Raw genomic sequence first — 16,729 nt, 5'->3', positions numbered from 1 at the left:
ACAGTCCACGCAGGCTGTTCCCGCCGGGTGGGTGGGACATGCCGCCTCTGGCGTAATCGGCTCGTTGGGCTGGCTGGCGGTGTCAGGCTGTCCCCGGCTCCGGACAACCGACCGCCCACTGAATTCCCATGCCGCGCCGCGAAGGGATGCAAGCACGATGTCCGAAGGCGGGCGGAAGCCGAGCAAGTTCGGGGTGGACCGGTCGGAGGGGTTCGGTGAGCGGCTGCTGGGATTGCTGCTGGACCGGGCTCACGAGATGCCGCCGCAGTTGATCGCCCCGCTCGTTGCGGAGGAGGTGGCCAGGGTCGGTGGCCGGGACGTCTCGATCCTCCTGCAGGACTACGAGCAGATGGTGCTGGTGCCGCTGCCGGGCCGGGGGCTGACGGTCGGTGACCCCGAACCGGTCGAGGACTCACCTGCCGGCAAGGCGTTCCTGAGCCGCAGAACGGTAGAGGTGCCGCAGGACGGCACCGTGCGGATGTATCTGCCGCTGCTGGACGGCAGTGACCAGGTAGGGGCGATGGCCGTCACCCTGGACAGCGTCGATGACGACGACCGGCGGTTGCTGCGCAGACTTGCCGGCCTGGTGGCAGACATGATCGTGACCAAGGACGCCTACACCGACCTGTTCTTCCGGACCCGACGCCGCGCCCCCATGAGCGTGGCCGCAGAGATCCAGTGGTCGTTGCTGCCTCCGCTGTCGATGACTGTTCCGCAGGTCGAGGTGGCTGGAATCCTGGAGCCCGCGTACGACGTGGCCGGCGACAGTTTCGACTACGCCCTCAACGGCGACGTCCTTCATGTGGCCATGATCGACGCGATGGGCCACGGCTTGGACGCGGCGACCATGGCGACGGTCGCCATCGGCGCCTACCGTCACGCGCGACGGGCCAAAACCGATCTGTCCCAGGTGTATGCGTTCATGGACAGGGCCATCAACGAGCAGTTCGGCCACGACCACTTCGTCACCGCGCAGATGATGTGTGTGAACATCGCGACGGGCCGGCTGCAGTGGGTCAATGCCGGCCACCCGGCGCCTTTGCTGATCCGTGGCCGCGCCGTGGTGGACCGGTTGGAGAGCCCGACCACATTGCCGGTCGGCTTCGGCGGTGAGGAGCCGGTGGTCAGCGAGCGGATGCTGCAGCCCGGGGACCGGTTGCTGTGTTTCACCGATGGCCTGATCGAAGAGCATCAACCCGGTGGGGAAGAGTTCGGTGAGGAACAGCTCATCGAGTGGACCAACCGAGCCGTCCGTGACCACACGGCGGTGCGGCCGGTGGTGCGTGCGCTCTCCCACGCTTTGAAGCGGGGACGTGGCGGCGTTACCAGCGATGACGCGACCATCTTCCTCATCGAGTGGCGTGGCGGCGACGCCGATCATCTCGCCACCCTCGATTGAGCCGCTGGCCACCCGCCGCTACAGAGCCGACGGAGCCGAAGCCGGAGGCCTGCGGGAGGCGTGGCAATCCGTTTCAATTTCAAGCGGTTTCGGCTGTTGCGCCGGCCGGGGGACATTTCTTGACATGTCTTTATCTAGGGTCGAAGGATGAGGCGCGAGATCGGCCGTTCGCGTCTCGATCGTTCGATCGGACCATGGCCCTGCGTGGCCATTCCTCGGCCGGCTCTTCCCGGGCTTCACACTGCCCCGGAACACCCCCCACAAGGAGGAAAGAAATGACGGCTGTCCAGGAGCGCAAGCTCCAGCGGCACTTCGAGCTGCTCGACCTCGACCAGAACGGCTTCATCGAGCAGGCGGACCTCGCGGAATTCGCGGGCCGTATCAACGACGCCGCGGGCGCACGGGACTCGCGCGAGGGCATGGCGCTCATCGCCGAGGCGGACCGGGTGTGGCAGGCGCTGCAGAAGGCGCTGGACACCGACGGCGATCAGCGCATCAGCCGTGAGGAGTTCATCAGCGCCGGCGACATCGACCACGTCATGAACGAGGCCATCAAGCTCGGCAAGATGTCGTTCGACGTCGTGGACTCCGACCACGACGGCCGGATCAGCCTCGACGAGTGGATCCGCATGGACCAGAAGCTCGGCGTCGCCCGGCCCGAGAGCACGAAGGGCTTCCAGCAGCTCGACATGGACGGCGACGGCTTCGTGACGAAGTCGGAGTACGCCAAGGGCGTCGAGGACTTCTACCGCAGTGACGACCCGCAGGCGCCCGGCAACTGGGCCTTCGGCGCGTTCTGATCCCTCGCACACCCGCGAGGGACACCTCTGGATTCCGGGGAATTCCTGCAACTCCCTGCAATTCCCTGGAATCCGGAGTTTCCGCATGTCATTCGAGGAGCTCCATGTCCACCGAAATCGGTGAATTGGTCAGACATTCCGTTCGCACCTTGCGACCTGCCGGGCCCTTCAGCCCGCGCCCGGAATCCCGGGGTCTGGTCAATCTCCGTTTCAACGAGAACACCTTCGCGGGAGCGCACGGCCGATATCCCGACCACGGGCTCAGGGCCCTCGTCAGCCGCTACACCGCAGCCCTCGACCGGCTCGAACCAGCACCGGAACCCCGGCACTCACAGGGCCACTCACAGGGTCAGGATCCGTACGACCGCGTCCTCCTCACCCGTGGCGCCGTCGACGCCCTGGAGCTCGTCCTTCGTACGTTCTTCGAACCCGGCCGCGACGCCCTCGCCGTCACTCCTCCGAACTTCGGGTTCTTCGACCGTCTCGCCACCCTCCACGGTGTCGAGCGGTACGCCGTACCGCTGCGGGGCGAGCGCTACGACCGCCTCGACGTCGACGCACTCCTCGCACTGCCGGTCAAGGGCGTCCTGCTGTGCGACCCCAACAACCCCACGAGCACCAAGGTTGCCGCCGGCGAGCTCGACGCCCTACTCAGGCGGTTCGGCGGACTCGTCGTCGTGGACGAGACCTACGCCGAGCTCGCGGGGCGCCCCTCGTACCGGCACCTGATCGCCCATCACCCCCGCCTGATCGTGCTGCGCTCCCTGTCGAAGGGGCTGGGGATGGCGGGCCTGCGGCTGGGGGCCGTCTTCGCCGATCCGGTCGCGATCACCGCCCTGCGCGCGGCGCAGTCACCCTTCGCCGTACCGGGGCCCGTCATCGACGCCGCGATGAGCGAGCTCTCCGACCTCTCCGTCCTGCGCCACCGCATCGACGCGTTCGTCGAGGAGCGCGACCGGCTGGCAGCAGCCCTGGCCCGCTGCCCGCTGGTCCAGGAGGTCCACGCCACCGCGGGCTTCGTCACCGTCGAGGTCACCGACACCGCCACGGCGGCCGAGGCGCTCCTCGAGGCCGGTCTGGACGCCGTCGTCGAACCGGACGGCCTCCGCCGCCACCTGCGTATCGCGGTCGCGACCCGGCAGGAGAACTCCCGGCTGCTCGCCGCCCTGGGCGCGGGCCGCGACAGGGACCTCCCCGCCGCCACCTCGCACGTCCTGCCGTACTGAACCCCTTCCAGCGAAAGCCGTCATGACGACTCAACAGATCTCCCCCGTGCCGCAGCCGACCACCTTCCCCCGCCCGCTGATCGTGGCCCGCGACACGATCCGCGCCCTCACCTCCGTGGAGGTGGGCGGCGAGGTACACCAACTCGGCGAGCATCGCGACTTCCGCCGCCACGACGAACTGGCCGACTTCCTGCCCGAACAGGGGCGCCTGTCCCTCGCCTGGGTGCGGCTCCGTGACGGCGAGCGGCTCGACATCCACGAGCACCCCACCAAGTCGGTGATCATCGTCTGCAAGGGGTCCGTGCGGCTCATCGGCGATCGTGAGGGGATGCTCGCGGAGGGCGACACGGTCTGTGTCCCGCCGGGTTCGCTCCACGGCTTCGAGACCGCGCCCGGTGAAGAGTTCCACGGCCTTTCGGTCCAGTTCGAGGGGGCGGGGCTGTACGAGGACGAGGTCGGGCCCCGGGTCCGCTTCACCGAGGCCGCCACGGCCGCGTACACCGACCTCGAACGGCTCAACGCCGCCCGGCTCCGCCGCTACGAGGAGCACCGGCTCTTCGAGCCCTTCGACGACGGGCGCATCGGCGCCGACCCGGAGCTGCGCCGCCGATTCCTCTCCGCGCTGTACGTCTGGTCGGTCTACTTCCAGCGCATGCTGTACGCCCGTCAGGCGCTCTGCGTCGATCCGGTGCTGCGGGAGGTCTACGCCGGGCATCTGCGTGAGGAGTTCGGGCACGACGTACTGCTCCGCGAGCGCCACGGCGTGGCCACCGACGTCTACGATCCGATCCTCGAAGCGGCCGGCAACTGGTTCCTCATGCAGATGCACGGAGCCGACGAGGCGGCCAAGATCGTGATCGTCCACATGGTCGTCGAGGCCAGCTGCGACGTCTTCGGCAATCGGACACGGGTGGCCTTCCCGCACTCCGGGACTCCCGAGGAGTCGTACTTCGATCTGCACGCGGCGATCGACGAGGACCACAGCCGGATCGGCCGCGACCACCTGCGCTCGCTCTCGCCCGCGCGCTTCCCCGAGCTGATGACGGTCTGTCAACGTGCCTGGGACCAACTGGAGCTCGCCCACGACCGGATCGCCGCTCACATCCTGCGATGACCCCCGATCCCGATCCCGACCCGACCCCCACCCCCGACCCCGCCCCCACCCTCGACCTGCTCAGAGACCTGTTCGGCGACCACGACCGCTGGCGCGCTTCCTGTACGGGAGTCCCGCCGGCCGGGCCGTCCCCGGGTGCCCGGGCGCTGCTGCGGGATCTGTCGGCGCGGCTGGCACGGGACTCGACCCCCTGGCCGGCCCCGGGGCACCTCTCCCACATGACGGCCGACACGCCCCTCGACGTCACCCTGGCCTACCTCTGCGCCCTGCTCTACAACCCCAACAACATCGCCCCTGAGGCCTCGCCCGTCACCACCGAGCTGGAACACGAGGTGGCACGGGACCTGTGCCGGCTGGTGGGGTACGGGCCCACCACGGGCTGGGCCCATCTCTGCTCGGGCGCCCATGCCGCCGGGTACGAGGCCCTCTGGATCGCCCGGACCCTGCGGACCCTGCCGCAGGCAGCGGCCCGCCATCCGGCCGCCCGCGACCTGGTCGCCGGTCTCGATCCCGTACGCCTCCATAATCTGCCGTACCGTCAGACACTGGATCTGCTACAGCAGTTGGAGCGACGAGGCCTGCTGTCCGAGGTCCGGCGGCCAGCCGCCGGACCCGCCCGCTCCACGCTCCTGATCGGCCGCAACGCCCACTACTCCTGGGAAAAGGCGGCCGATCTGCTCGGGCTCGGGGGTGACGAGGTGGAGCGGGTGCGCCTCGACTCCCATGCCCGGCTGGACACGGCCGATCTCGCGGCCCGGGTCCACCGGCTGCTGCGGGCCGGACGTCCCGTCCTCGCCGTCGTCGCCACGCTCGGCAGCACCGCGGAGGGCGCCGTCGACGACCTGCCCGCCGTGCTGCGCCTGCGGGAGGAGTGCGAACGGCGCTACGGGGCCTCGTTCTACGTCCACGTGGACGCCGCGTACGGCGGCTACTTCCGTACCGTCTGCCTCGACGGCGAGGGCGAACCGCTGCCGTACGAGCAGCTGGCGGCCCCGCTGAAGCCGGAGGTCCACGCGGCTCTGTGCGCCCTGCCAGGGGCCGACTCGGTCACCGTCGACCCGCACAAGTGCGGCCGGGCGCCCTATCCGGCCGGCGCTCTGGTGCTGCGGGACCGGCGTGCGGCCGAGGCGGTCGCCACCCGGCCAGGGTACTTCGCCCCCAGGGCGGGGGAACCCATGCTGTTCGCCCCGTACACCCTGGAGGGTGCGCGGCCGGGCGCCGCGGCCGCGGCGGTGTGGGCCGCGCACCGGGCGGTCGGCCTGTTCGACGGCGGGTACGGGCGGCTGCTCGGGGGCTGCCTCGACTCGGCGCGCGTGCTGTACGAGTCGTTCGCCGACGAGGGCGGACACGAGCGCGGCGACGGGGCTGCTCTCGTGGGTCGACGCCCACCGGACCTCTCCATCGTCAACTTCGCCCTGAAGAGCGGTGGTTCGGTGGACGGTCCGCTGCTCGACCGGCTGAGCCGGCACGGCGTGTGGGGGTCCGTCTGCTCCCCCTCGGGAGAGGAGGGTACGCACACCCTCCTGAGGATGTGTGTGATGGACCCGCTGGACACCCCCGGACGGGCGCGAGTGGTCCGCGCGCTGCGCGCGGCCCCCACCGGTGTCCCGGCCGGGGTCTGAGCCATGTCCATGGTCGCCGGGCTCGTCGTCACGGCTGGGCCGTCGTCCCCGGGGGGAGGGGGACCACTTTGACCGGGCCGGGGCTCGATCCCGCCGGAGGGGCGGGGATCTCGTACAGGCCCGGGGCGGCAGGGTGCGGGCGGGGCGCCTGCTCGACGGGGGACGGGGTGGTGCCTCCGCCCGCGCGCGGGCGTGGTCCGGGCTGTGGGTCGGCGGCGTTCTTGGTGGGCCGTACGCCGATGCACTGCCCCGCGTCCGTGTAGGTCTGGGAGATCAAGGAGCTGGCGTTCGTGGTGGACGGGCTGTTGACGCTGACGTTCTCGACCGTGGCGGCGCCCGCGCTGTCGTTGACGCGGAGTGTGCCCTGGGTGCGGACCATGGCGTTCTGGGCGCCGAGGGTGAGGATGTCCTTGGGCTTGAGGGTGATGCTGTACATCATGCGTTCCTCGACGCTCTGGGTGAGCTCGCGGCCGGCGGTGAGGCGGAACGCGGCGGCGAAGGCGTCCTTGACGCCGACGTGCAGTTCGTCGTGACCGGTGACGGATCCCTTGGCCGAGGAGGCCACCTCGGTCTGGGTCGCGGCCGAGTTCTGTGTCTGGCTGGTGGTCTCGTTCTGGGTGGCCGTGAACGAGTGCGTCTCCGTGTTCGGACCCTTGTCCTTGGGGGCCGAGTGGTCGATCGTGCCGTTGTTCGTCGACGTCTGGTCGCGCTTCGTTCCGGTGATGGTGGTGGTGCCGGTGTTCTGCAGCCTTGCCGATTCGGTGTGTTCGGCGTGATCCTCGCCCCAGACCGTTTTGTCGACGGTGCCCTCGTGGGTCCAGGAACCGGAGATCTCTCCCTCGACGTTGTCGGTGATGGACGAGGAGAGGGTGACCTCGCGTTCGATCGTCATGTCGGCGTCGGAGCAGTTGACGACAGCGCTGCCGACGGTGGTGACGGCGCTGAGGAACTCGGTGGGACCTTGCGTGATCCGGAAGTCGCAGTTGGCTCCCTTGCAGGACTTCAGTACGTCCTTCACGGGGGCGGGGGCGCCGTTGCGGGTCGCCTTCGGCACGGGCGCGGGGTCGCCGGACGGCGCCGCGGCGGTGGGGTGCGCGGTGGCGACGGTGGCAAGCGCGAGCGACAGGGTGGTGACCGGAACGACGAGGGCCCGTCTCGGAAGGGTCGGGGCGGTGCGGGCGGGGGTGCGCATGACTCGCTTCCTCACTGCTGGGCGGGGGTGGCGGGGGTGGCGGGGGAGGCCGGTGCCTGGGCCGGCGTCTCCGATCGGGAGACAGGCCGCGTCTGGACCGGCGACACCTGGACGGGAGAAGCGCCACCGGCGGGGGTGACCGGGACGGCGGGGGAGCTCGGGGCGACCGGGGCGGCGGGGGCGGCCAGGGGTGCTGGAGCTGCGGGGGCCGCCGCGCCAGGGGCTGCCGTACCGGTCTCCGTGCGCGGGGACGGGCCGCCCGATTCCGCGGGGGCGTCCACGCCGCTGTTGTCGGGGGTGACACGCAGGGGGCGCTCGGTGAGGCAGTGCCGTTGCTCGTCCTGGGTCATCGGGCCGGTGCGCTGGTAGAAGCGGTCAGGAACGCGGTTGGAGGGGTAGTCGAGCATCGCGTCGATGCGGAGGTTGCCGCTGCCCTGGAAGATGCCCTCGACGCGCTCACGGGAGGCCTGCACTTCGTACCAGCCGGCCTCGCTCGGCTGGACGGCCTGTTCGACGGTCTTGTCGGTGGTACGGGTCGTGGTGAGGGGGTCCGTGGTGTTGGCGAGCCGGTTGTTGCCCTGGAGGCGCTGGAATCCGGCGGCCGCCTGCTTGAACATCTGAGGGAACATCTCCTGGAGGTTGGGTGATCCCGCGCCCTTGTCGTCGCCTCCGCTGTTGCCGAGGTTCTGGTCGGCCTGGGCCGAGTTCTTGAGCCGGCGGACCTCCTGCGTGAGGCTGTCGAAGCCCTCCTCGGTGTAGCTGAGGTTCCGTCTGTCGGTCTTCTGGTTGCGGGTGCAGTTGATGGCCGCGTATCCGATGACCCGGACCTTCGAGTAGTACTGGTAGGAGTAGTCGGGATCGGCCGTGAAGCGGCAGCCGTCGACGCCCTTGCACGTTTCGAGGGCCGTTTCGAGCGAGATCTCGTCGTGGCCCTTGTAGGCGTGCCAGGGCAGGCCGTTCTGCTCGACGTAGTAGTCGACGGGCGCCGCCTTCTGCTGGGCGGTGACCACGGCGATGAGCGGGCCGCACTTCTTCTCCTCGTCGCTGCTGCTGGTGGGCCTCTCCAGCGACTCGAACGCGATCAGCGGGTTGTCCTCGGCGGCGGTGAACTCGAAGGCCTTCGGAGTGGCGGACCAGGAGCCGTCGCCGGTCTGGTTCGCGGGCTTCGTGTAGCCCTCGGTCCTGTACTCCTGCGTGTGGTGGACCGGGCGGTCCTTGGACGGCTTGCCGTCCGATCCGTACGCCACCGGTTTGTACGTGGTCACCTTGTAGCGCTGGCCGCCTTGGACCCGCGCCGGGGTGCAGGTCGAGAGCGTGGAGGCGGAGTCGGAGAAGCCGACCCGCACGGTCGCGCCGGCGTTCACGCCCCACAGCCGCTGACGCAGGGTGCCGGCGCCGGTGCTGTCGTTGAGGGAGACGGCCTGGCGTTTGTCCTGGCGCCGGGCGAGCGGGCCGGAGAAGACCGTGACGTCGTTGCCGGACCATTCCTTGGGAACGATCTCCTGGCTGGCCTCCGCGGTGGTCGACAGCTGGGGGGCCGAGAAGTCGCCGTTGGCGACGTCCGTGTTCTTCCACGGGGGCTCGGCGGCCGGAGCCGCGTACGCGGGAACGCAGGAGAGGGGAAGGAGGAGGACGCCGCCCAGGACGACGGCGGCGGGGATACGCAGGGGCGTGACGCGCACGGGTGCGGACTCCTTACTGGGGCTGGTCGTCAATGAGGCTGGTCGTCAATGGGGCTGGTCGTCAGGGAGACGGGTCAGAGTGCCGACGGGGGTGACCGTGGGGTGCTCGTGGTCCTGGCCGGACAGCCCCGGTAGGCAGTTGTGGGTCGTCGGCTGGAACTGGTACTGGTCGGGCCGGTAGAAGTGGATGTGCTGGGAGAAGATCCCGCACATCTGGGCCGCGGCCTGGTGCGGGGAGGCGTAGCGGTCCTTGTTGGCCAGCTCGTCGACGAACGCCGCCGTCGAATTCAGATCGGTCCGGGTGGCCTGGCCGTCCGTCGCGTACTTCGCCAGGCAGCCCGCCTGACCGGGCGGACAGGCCTCGATCTCCTTCTGATTGCCCTCCCGGGCCCCGCAGCCGGACGGATTCTTGCTGTCCTTGCTGCACGGGTCGGAGTTCTTGACCGGTGGCTGATCGCCCTTCGGGTAGCCGGGCATGTCCATGGACGGCGGTTCCGGCGCCGCCCACGGCAGGAACCAGGGGGAGTACCCGAGACCCTGCCCACTCGGGGACGTTGCGTAGCCGCCGGTGGTCTCGGCCATGGGCGCGGCGACCGGCAGGCCGCCGTAGGGATGCGGCGGCGGGGTCGCTGCGGCCGGTAGTGCGGTCACCCCTACCCAGAGAGCTGCGGTGAATCCGGCGGCGGCCATGCCGGTCCGTCCTGCATAGAACACGAGTTTCTCCGTTCGGCAGTGTGTGCGGGACTCATTGTGTGAACCCGGGCGGTCTCGACAACGACATCCGGAGGGGGCGCAGAAAGGTAAGCGGGAGCGGAAACGATTCTGCGAACGTCATTCGCGTGCGTGGTTTCCGATCGACGGAGGCGCGCATGTACAGGACAATTCACTACATCGCCCTGAGGTTGCTCGGTCGTATTGTGTGATTGGCCTACAGAAGCATTTCCCGGGGTCGGCGACGGTCTACTCCGCCTGGCTCGCCCATGCCCCGCCGGTCCGTCGTGAGGGTTCACCGCAATGGCCCAGGGGGGCGCGTGTCCCGCCCGAACCTCCGGGCAACTCGGCTTGTGGGTCACCGCATCGGGGGTCGTCCGACGCGGCGATGCGGTGATCCCCGACAACTCGTTCGGTCGGAGGGTCTGTTCGCTCGACGGCGCCCTTCACGCCCGTCCCGGAACGAGGAACTGGCCCGCGAGCGCCGTCGCTGTCACCTCAACGGCCGTCATGCGCAAGGGTTTTCCCGAAGCTGTTCCGCAGAGGAAAGTGCGCCCCTCCGTACGGTGGTCGGTCGATCGAGTGAGAGGTCCCTCCAGCGGTCGCGAGGCCGCTGGAGCTGGGTCAGGCTGCAGACGTCGCACAGCCGTTCCCCATGCCCGGCCCGGCCGGCCCAGTCCCGAGTCACGCCCGGCGGAGCAGGGGCACGCGGCATTCCCCTTGTCATCGGAGACCGAAGGAGCGCCATGTCCCCTCTAGCGCGTCGCACCGTTCTGGTGCGCCTCATGGCTGTCGTCGCGACGACGGCCGCCTTGGCCATACCCGCCACCACGCCCGCCACGGCGGACGAGATCCAGCCCACCGTGACGAGCTGGGGCGCGGGAATCGTCGGCCAACTCGGCAACGGCACCATGACCGACAGCTCGACCCCCACCGCCGTCACCTATCTCCTGCGCGGTGACGTCAAGAAGATCTCCGCGGGCGGCACTTCGGCGGAGAACTCCTTCGCTCTCGCGCTCGCCAGCAGCGGTGGCACGGTCAGGTCCTGGGGCCACAACGCCTCCGGCCAGCTCGGCAACAGCACCCACGCCGCCCAGAAGGTGCCCGTCAAGGTCCCGGGGCTGCCGCCGGTGGAGGACATCGCGGCGGGTGGCGCGCACGCGCTCGCCGTGGACAAGCACGGCCAGGTCTACTCGTGGGGCGACAACGCCTACGGGCAGCTCGGCAACAACCGCACCGGAGACAGCCGCAGCATCCCCGCCCGCGTCCAGGGCATGCCCGACGTGAAGCAGATCGCCGCCGGGTGCGACTTCAGCCTCGCCCTCCTCGGCAACGGCCAGGTGTACGCCTGGGGCCGCGGCATCCACGGCCAGCTCGGCAACGGCAGCCGGGCGACCAGCTCCGTACCCCGCCTGGTCAAAGGCCTGCCCAAGGTCTCCAAGATCGACGCCGGCTGTCACCACGCGCTCGCCATGACCGCGGCCGAGGAAGGCGAGGGAGCGGGCAAGAGCGTCGTCATGGCGTGGGGTTACAACATCTACGGCCAGCTGGGCAACTCCTCCACCGCCTCGTCGGCCACCCCGGTCGACGTCGACTGGCTGGCGGAGGTCGTCGACATCGAGGCCGGTGCCTGGCACAACTACGCCCGGCTGAGCGGCGGCGCGGTCTGGGGCTGGGGCCACAACCAGTACGGGCAACTGCTCGACGAGGACGAGGTCTTCGACGGCGAGGTCTACCGGACCAACCGCACCGCACCGATCGAGATCCCGCAGCTGAGGGGCCTCACCAAGCTCGCGGCGGGTGCCCACCACGGCGTCGCCCTGAAGGACGACTACGTCTACACCTGGGGCCAGAACGCCGACGGCCAACTCGGGAACGGCAACACCACCGACAGCCACACCATGCTGAAGGTGCTCAGTTCCGACTCCTCCACCACCGACGTCACCGCGTCGCTGGGCGGAAACTCGACCTACGTGCACTGAGCCCGAGCACCGAGCACCGAGAACCGAGCACCGAGCACCGAGCACCGGGCGGGCGGGCCGGGCGGCAGCGGCGCCCGCATGCCTCCCGCGCCTCGCGCCCGTACCTGCCCCCATCGCCGGTCCGCCGAGGCGCCCGCCCGGCGCTCCCTCCTCGATCGCAGCAGCTCACGTCGAAGCGCTGCTACCCCCCCCACACACACCTGCGCGCATGGGCCGTCCCCGCCCCGCGCCTTCCACCCAAGAGGTACTTCCATGACCGCACACCGTGCTCCGAGGACGGCGCTCCTCGCCACCCTCTCCCTCGGCGCCCTCACCGTCCTCGCCGTCCCCGAGGCCGCCACCGCAGCGGCCACCGATCCCTGGGTACGGGCCTGGGGCACCAACGCCGTCGGCCAGCTCGGCAACGCCACCGTGCTCAACCAGTCGACCCCCGGCGACGTGGTCGGCGTCGCCCGCACCGATGTACGTACCCTCTCCGGAGGCGGCCACGACAGCACTGCCTTCGCGGTCGCGCTGCTTTCGGACGGCACCGTCAAGAGCTGGGGCGCCAACGGCAGCGGCCAGCTCGGCAACGGCACCACCACCGGCCAGCCCGTCCCCACCACCGTCGCGGGCCTGTCCGGCGTCAGCGCCGTGGACGCCGGCAGCGACCACGTCCTCGCCGTCCGCAAGGGGCGCATCTATGCCTGGGGCAGCAGCGCCAAGGGCCAGCTCGGCAACGGCCTCACCGAGGACGACACGAAGAAGACCCCCGTCCTGGTACAGGCGCTGGACGACGTCAAGGACGTCGGCGCCGGCTGCCAGTACAGCGTCGCGCTGCGCAAGGACGGCACCGTCTGGACATGGGGAGACGGATCCAACGGGCGTCTCGGCACAGGACCCAGCGCCGGTAACGCCACCGTCAACGAGAGCCGTAACACCCCCCAGCAGATCAAGAACCTCACCGACATCGACGCCATCTCCGTCGGCTGCAACCACGTTCTCGCCCTTACCGTGGACGGCAAGGTCAAGTCCTGGGGCGAGGGAAGGAACGGCCAACTCGGCAACGACACCAGGGTCGACAGCCTGTCCCCCGTCGACGTGAAGTATCTCGACAGCGGCGTCACCAAGATCTCCGCTGGCCCTTACCACGACTTCGCGATCCTGGAGGACGGGACCGTCAAGGGCTGGGGCTGGAACGGGTTCGGCCAGCTCGGCGACGGGACCGTCACCGAACGCACCACCCCTGTCCCCATCGACAACCTCAAGGGCACGAAGAGCATCGTCGGCGGCGCCGACTTCACCGTCGCGGCACAGCCGGACGGCTCCGTCCTGACCCTGGGCAACAACGACGTCTTCCAGCTCGGCGACGGCACCAACATCCCCACCACCACCCGGGACCACAAGCCCGTCACCACTCTCCCCACCGGCAGTGGCATCACCCGGGTCGCCACGACGACGACCGGCAGAGCCGCGTTCGCCTACTGACCGACCCCACCAGGAACACCCGTGACCGCCGCCCACCGACCGACGGGCGGCGGTCAGTCACCGACCGGACGGTTCTCTGTGACCAGCTCGCCGGCTGACCGGTCACCGGCTGACCGGCTGACGATCTAAGCGTGGTGCGGTTGTCCTCGTACACGGCCCGCGCTGTCGGCCGGAGGAGCTGCGCGGGATGGGGTCCGTCGCCCTCGACCTGGCCACCGGGTGTCTCGCGCAGCAGCTGGGTGACCCTGGGCTCTGATCGACCGCAGCCTCTCGCCTCTCAAGGAGCCCCCACTGGAGTGGTTCGCGGCCCTCGGACTGCTCGCACTGTTCGCGCTGGCGCTCACCTGGATCGCGGTCGGCATGGGCCTGATCAGGCCGAACGCCGAGGCCGCCAGCAACAACGCGATGCCGCTGATCTTCCTGCCCCTCATCTCCAGCACGTTCGTCCCGGTGAACGCGATGCCGGGCTGGTTCCAGCCGATCGCCGAGTACCAGCTCTTCACCCCCGCCATCGAGACCCTGCGCGGTCTGCTCCTCGGCACCGAGATCGGCCACAACGGCTGGCTCGCCGTCGCCTGGTGCCTGGCGCTCACCGTGCTCGGCTACTTCTGGTCGACCTCGAAGTTCAACGACGACCCGAGCTGACCGACAGGCGTCATCGGCCAAGTGGAGGGCGAGGCGCCTTGGGGAGATAATTCAACTGATTACCGTTTCGGGTTCCCTTTGTCAGGGAGGACGGTATGCGGCCGATCTCGGCTCGTGGCTCCATCGTGTTCATCGGGTTCGCAACGGCGCTGGCCCTCGGCTGCGGCGCCTGCGCCCGTGCCGATTCTGCGGCCGGCGCTCCGCCCGCGAGCCTGGCGCCCGCGATACCCGTGGTCGCCTCGACCGACGTGTACGGGGACGTCGTGCGGCAGATCGGTGCCGACAAGGTCGACGTCGTCTCGATCATCAGCGATCCGGCGCAGGACCCCCACTCGTACGAGGCCGGCACGCGCAACCAGCTGGAGCTGGCCAAGGCGAAGGTCGTCGTCGAGAACGGGGGCGGCTACGACGACTTCGTCCGCCGCATGCTTCGCGGTGCCGACAACTCCTCGGCCCAGGTGGTGAACGCCGTGGAGGTCTCCGGCAAGACCCCAGACGCCGCAGGGGAGTTCAACGAGCACGTCTGGTACGACCTCCCCACCATGGGCAAGCTCGCCGACCGTATCGCGGACGCGCTGACGAAGGTGGCACCCGAGGACGGCGCCGTCTTCCGGCAGAACAGCGAGACCTTCAAGGACAAGCTGGCGACCCTGGAGAAGCGGACGGCGCAGATCGACGCCCGCCACGCGGGCACCGCCGTGGCCGTCACCGAGCCCGTGCCGCTCTACCTGACCGAGGCGGGCGGCCTGGTGAACAAGACCCCCGCCGACTTCAGCGAAGCCATCGAAGAAGGCGAGGAAGTCTCCCCGCAGAGTCTCCGGGACACGCTGGCGCTCCTCACCGGCAAGCAGGTCGACGCGCTGGTCCACAACGAACAGACCACCGGCCCTCAGACGGAGAAGGTCAAGCAGGCCGCCGAGGACAACGGCATCCCCGTGGTCCCGGTGACCGAGACCCTCCCCGAAGGGGAGGACTACATCAGTTGGATGTCGTCCACCATCGACGCGCTCGACAACGCCCTGGACCGGTGATGGACCGCACGGAGGCTGCCACGCCACGTTCACCGGCTGCTGCGGCGGACGACCGCGGCGCCGGCCCCGCGGCACCGGTGATCAGCCTGCGGGCGGCGTCACTCGCCTACGGCGACCGCGTGCTCTGGCGCGACCTGGACCTCGACGTGCGGCCCGGGGAGTTCCTGGCGGTGCTGGGACCCAACGGGTCGGGCAAGACCAGCCTGCTGCGTGTGCTCCTCGGACGGCAGCCGCTCACCTCAGGGTCCCTGACCGTCCTCGGCCGCCCTCCGCACCGCGGCAGCAGGCACGTCGGGTACGTACCGCAGCACAAGTCCCTGCCCGCCCACACGATGCTCCGGGCCCGCGACCTCGTCAGGCTCGGCGTGGACGGGCACCGATGGGGGGTGACGCTCGCCCCCGGCGGGATCCGCCGCCGAGTGGACGAGATCCTGGAGTCCGTCGGGGCGGCGGCCTACGGGGATGTTCCCGTAGGGAGGTTGTCGGGCGGCGAACAGCAGCGGGTCCGTATCGCCCAGGCCCTGGCCACCGACCCGCGGATCCTGCTCTGCGACGAGCCCCTGCTCTCCCTCGACCTGCAGCACCAGCGCATCGTCACCACGCTGGTCGACCGACGCCGCCGCTCCGCCGGTACCGCCGTGGTCTTCGTGACACACGAGATCAACCCGGTCCTGGGCCTGGTGGACCGGGTGCTGTACCTGGCCCCGGGCGGGTTCCGGATCGGACCGCCGGACGAGGTGATGACCACCGCCGCCCTGTCGGATCTCTACGGGACCGAGGTCGACGTCCTGCGCGTCCGTGGCCGGATCGTCGTCGTGGGCGCACCCGACGCGGCCACCGTTCACCACCACGCCGACGGGGCGAACGGAGGCGAACGGCAGTGAACGGACGCCTGCCGATCGCTGCCGGGGACGAGGGCGGCCTCTGGCAGCAGATCTTCAACTTCGACGACTACGGCGAACTGCTCGCCCTCGTCCACAACTCGCTCCTGGCCGGAGCCCTGCTGGGCCTGGTGGGCGGCCTGGTCGGGGTGTTCGTCATCATGCGCGACCTGCCGTTCGCGGTGCACGGGATCAGCGAGCTGTCGTTCGCCGGCGCGTCGGCGGCGCTGCTGATGGGGGTGAACATCGTCGCCGGGTCCATCGTGGGTTCCCTGCTGGCGGCGGCCGCGATCGGGATCCTGGGCGTCCGGGCCCGAGACCGGAACTCGGTCATCGGCATCATCATGCCGTTCGGGCTCGGCCTGGGCGTGCTCTTCCTCTCCCTCTACCAGGGGCGGGCCGCCAACAAGTTCGGGATCCTCACCGGCCAGATCATCGCCGTGGACACCCCTCAGATGGCGTGGCTCGTCGGCACGTCCGCCGTGGTGCTGATCGCCCTCGCGATCGTCTGGCGGCCGCTCACCTTCACCAGCGCCGATCCGGAGGTGGCCGAAGCCCGAGGCGTCCCCGTCCGCGCGTTGTCCCTCGCCTTCATGCTGGTCCTCGGTCTCGCGGTCGCCCTCTGCGTACAGATCGTCGGCGCCCTGCTCGTCCTCGCGCTCCTCGTCACGCCGGCGGCGGCCGCCGCCCGGGTCACGGCTTCCCCGGTACTGCTGCCGGTCCTGAGCGTCGTCTTCGCCCTGGTGTCGATGGAGGGCGGGATCCTGCTCGCCCTCGGCAGCACCGTCCCCATCAGTCCGTACGTCACCACCGTCTCGTTCCTGATCTACCTCGGCTGCCGGTTCGTCGGCTCCCGGCGCGCCGCCAGAGCGTCCCGGACCTCGCTCCCGGCCGACCCGCGGCCCGCCGCACGCGTCTGAGGGAGGGGCACCAGCCATGGGTCGACCGTCGGAGCCCCCGAGGGTCACACTGGAATG

The 16,729-nt window shown here is 70.0% G+C and carries 13 protein-coding genes and 1 pseudogene; 11 read left to right on the top strand and 3 right to left on the bottom strand.

Translation table 11 applies throughout. The features are described 5' to 3' along the window. Positions 1 to 157 precede the first annotated feature (157 nt). From ACGFYP_RS05245 to ACGFYP_RS05225, 5 genes are all read left to right on the top strand, one after another. Positions 158 to 1,399 (top strand): PP2C family protein-serine/threonine phosphatase, encoded by a 1,242-nt coding sequence (locus tag ACGFYP_RS05245; RefSeq protein WP_393486568.1) that lies wholly within the window; start codon positions 158 to 160, stop codon positions 1,397 to 1,399. A 275-nt stretch (positions 1,400 to 1,674) separates the two neighbouring features. Beyond that, on the top strand, positions 1,675 to 2,199 hold the full coding sequence (locus ACGFYP_RS05240; RefSeq protein WP_393486566.1) for an EF-hand domain-containing protein: 525 nt from the start codon (positions 1,675 to 1,677) through the stop codon (positions 2,197 to 2,199). Positions 2,200 to 2,348: 149 nt separating this feature from the next. Continuing rightward, positions 2,349 to 3,425: a pyridoxal phosphate-dependent aminotransferase gene (locus tag ACGFYP_RS05235; protein WP_393486564.1), complete on the top strand. Its 1,077-nt coding sequence runs from the start codon at positions 2,349 to 2,351 to the stop codon at positions 3,423 to 3,425. A 22-nt stretch (positions 3,426 to 3,447) separates the two neighbouring features. Continuing rightward, complete coding sequence (locus ACGFYP_RS05230; protein ID WP_393486562.1) at positions 3,448 to 4,539, top strand: cupin domain-containing protein; 1,092 nt, start codon at positions 3,448 to 3,450, stop codon at positions 4,537 to 4,539. Beyond that, positions 4,536 to 6,161, top strand: coding sequence for a pyridoxal phosphate-dependent decarboxylase family protein (locus ACGFYP_RS05225; RefSeq protein ID WP_393486560.1), 1,626 nt, complete (start codon positions 4,536 to 4,538; stop codon positions 6,159 to 6,161). Before ACGFYP_RS05230 ends, ACGFYP_RS05225 begins: the two co-directional genes overlap by 4 nt. Positions 6,162 to 6,189: 28 nt before the next feature. On the opposite strand, the gene ACGFYP_RS05220 is transcribed toward ACGFYP_RS05225, so the two are convergent. From ACGFYP_RS05220 to ACGFYP_RS05210, 3 genes are read right to left on the bottom strand one after another with little or no spacing between them, the layout of a single operon-like run. Further along, positions 6,190 to 7,353, bottom strand: a complete 1,164-nt coding sequence (locus ACGFYP_RS05220; protein WP_393486558.1) for a hypothetical protein — start codon at positions 7,351 to 7,353, stop codon at positions 6,190 to 6,192. 11 nt (positions 7,354 to 7,364) lie between these two features. After that, on the bottom strand, positions 7,365 to 9,035 hold the full coding sequence (locus ACGFYP_RS05215; RefSeq protein ID WP_393486556.1) for a hypothetical protein: 1,671 nt from the start codon (positions 9,033 to 9,035) through the stop codon (positions 7,365 to 7,367). Between the two features lie 45 nt (positions 9,036 to 9,080). Further along, on the bottom strand, positions 9,081 to 9,749 hold the full coding sequence (locus ACGFYP_RS05210) for a hypothetical protein (RefSeq protein ID WP_393486554.1): 669 nt from the start codon (positions 9,747 to 9,749) through the stop codon (positions 9,081 to 9,083). Positions 9,750 to 10,492: 743 nt separating this feature from the next. On the opposite strand from ACGFYP_RS05210, the gene ACGFYP_RS05205 reads away from it, so the two are divergent. The 6 genes and pseudogenes from ACGFYP_RS05205 (at position 10,493) to ACGFYP_RS05180 (ending at position 16,672) form a co-directional block, all read left to right on the top strand. Then, complete coding sequence (locus ACGFYP_RS05205) at positions 10,493 to 11,728, top strand: RCC1 domain-containing protein (protein ID WP_393486552.1); 1,236 nt, start codon at positions 10,493 to 10,495, stop codon at positions 11,726 to 11,728. A gap of 252 nt (positions 11,729 to 11,980) precedes the next feature. After that, positions 11,981 to 13,195, top strand: a complete 1,215-nt coding sequence (locus ACGFYP_RS05200) for an RCC1 domain-containing protein (RefSeq protein WP_393486550.1) — start codon at positions 11,981 to 11,983, stop codon at positions 13,193 to 13,195. Between the two features lie 291 nt (positions 13,196 to 13,486). Next, positions 13,487 to 13,840, top strand: a pseudogene (locus ACGFYP_RS05195) (ABC transporter permease); the annotation flags it as partial. Positions 13,841 to 13,935: 95 nt separating this feature from the next. Beyond that, a complete protein-coding gene (locus ACGFYP_RS05190; protein ID WP_393486547.1) occupies positions 13,936 to 14,871 on the top strand; it encodes a metal ABC transporter solute-binding protein, Zn/Mn family in 936 nt (311 codons plus the stop codon). Further along, entirely contained in the window at positions 14,871 to 15,755 is an 885-nt protein-coding gene (locus tag ACGFYP_RS05185) for a metal ABC transporter ATP-binding protein (protein ID WP_393486545.1), read from the top strand. Before ACGFYP_RS05190 ends, ACGFYP_RS05185 begins: the two co-directional genes overlap by 1 nt. Then, positions 15,752 to 16,672, top strand: a complete 921-nt coding sequence (locus ACGFYP_RS05180; RefSeq protein ID WP_393486542.1) for a metal ABC transporter permease — start codon at positions 15,752 to 15,754, stop codon at positions 16,670 to 16,672. Before ACGFYP_RS05185 ends, ACGFYP_RS05180 begins: the two co-directional genes overlap by 4 nt. Positions 16,673 to 16,729: the final 57 nt, after the last annotated feature.

The organism is Streptomyces sp. NPDC048370 (genome assembly GCF_043200825.1).
Classification (GTDB): domain Bacteria; phylum Actinomycetota; class Actinomycetes; order Streptomycetales; family Streptomycetaceae; genus Streptomyces.
Note: the sequence above shows the minus strand (reverse complement) of the source record. Positions and strands in the feature narration are given on the sequence as shown.

Coding starts and splice junctions, on each gene's coding strand:
- ACGFYP_RS05220 (WP_393486558.1), bottom strand. CDS start 7,353: ATGCGCACCCCCGCCCGCACCGCCCCGACCCTTCCGAGACGGGCCCTC.
- ACGFYP_RS05245 (WP_393486568.1), top strand. CDS start 158: ATGTCCGAAGGCGGGCGGAAGCCGAGCAAGTTCGGGGTGGACCGGTCG.
- ACGFYP_RS05230 (WP_393486562.1), top strand. CDS start 3,448: ATGACGACTCAACAGATCTCCCCCGTGCCGCAGCCGACCACCTTCCCC.
- ACGFYP_RS05190 (WP_393486547.1), top strand. CDS start 13,936: ATGCGGCCGATCTCGGCTCGTGGCTCCATCGTGTTCATCGGGTTCGCA.
- ACGFYP_RS05240 (WP_393486566.1), top strand. CDS start 1,675: ATGACGGCTGTCCAGGAGCGCAAGCTCCAGCGGCACTTCGAGCTGCTC.
- ACGFYP_RS05185 (WP_393486545.1), top strand. CDS start 14,871: ATGGACCGCACGGAGGCTGCCACGCCACGTTCACCGGCTGCTGCGGCG.
- ACGFYP_RS05205 (WP_393486552.1), top strand. CDS start 10,493: ATGTCCCCTCTAGCGCGTCGCACCGTTCTGGTGCGCCTCATGGCTGTC.
- ACGFYP_RS05225 (WP_393486560.1), top strand. CDS start 4,536: ATGACCCCCGATCCCGATCCCGACCCGACCCCCACCCCCGACCCCGCC.
- ACGFYP_RS05200 (WP_393486550.1), top strand. CDS start 11,981: ATGACCGCACACCGTGCTCCGAGGACGGCGCTCCTCGCCACCCTCTCC.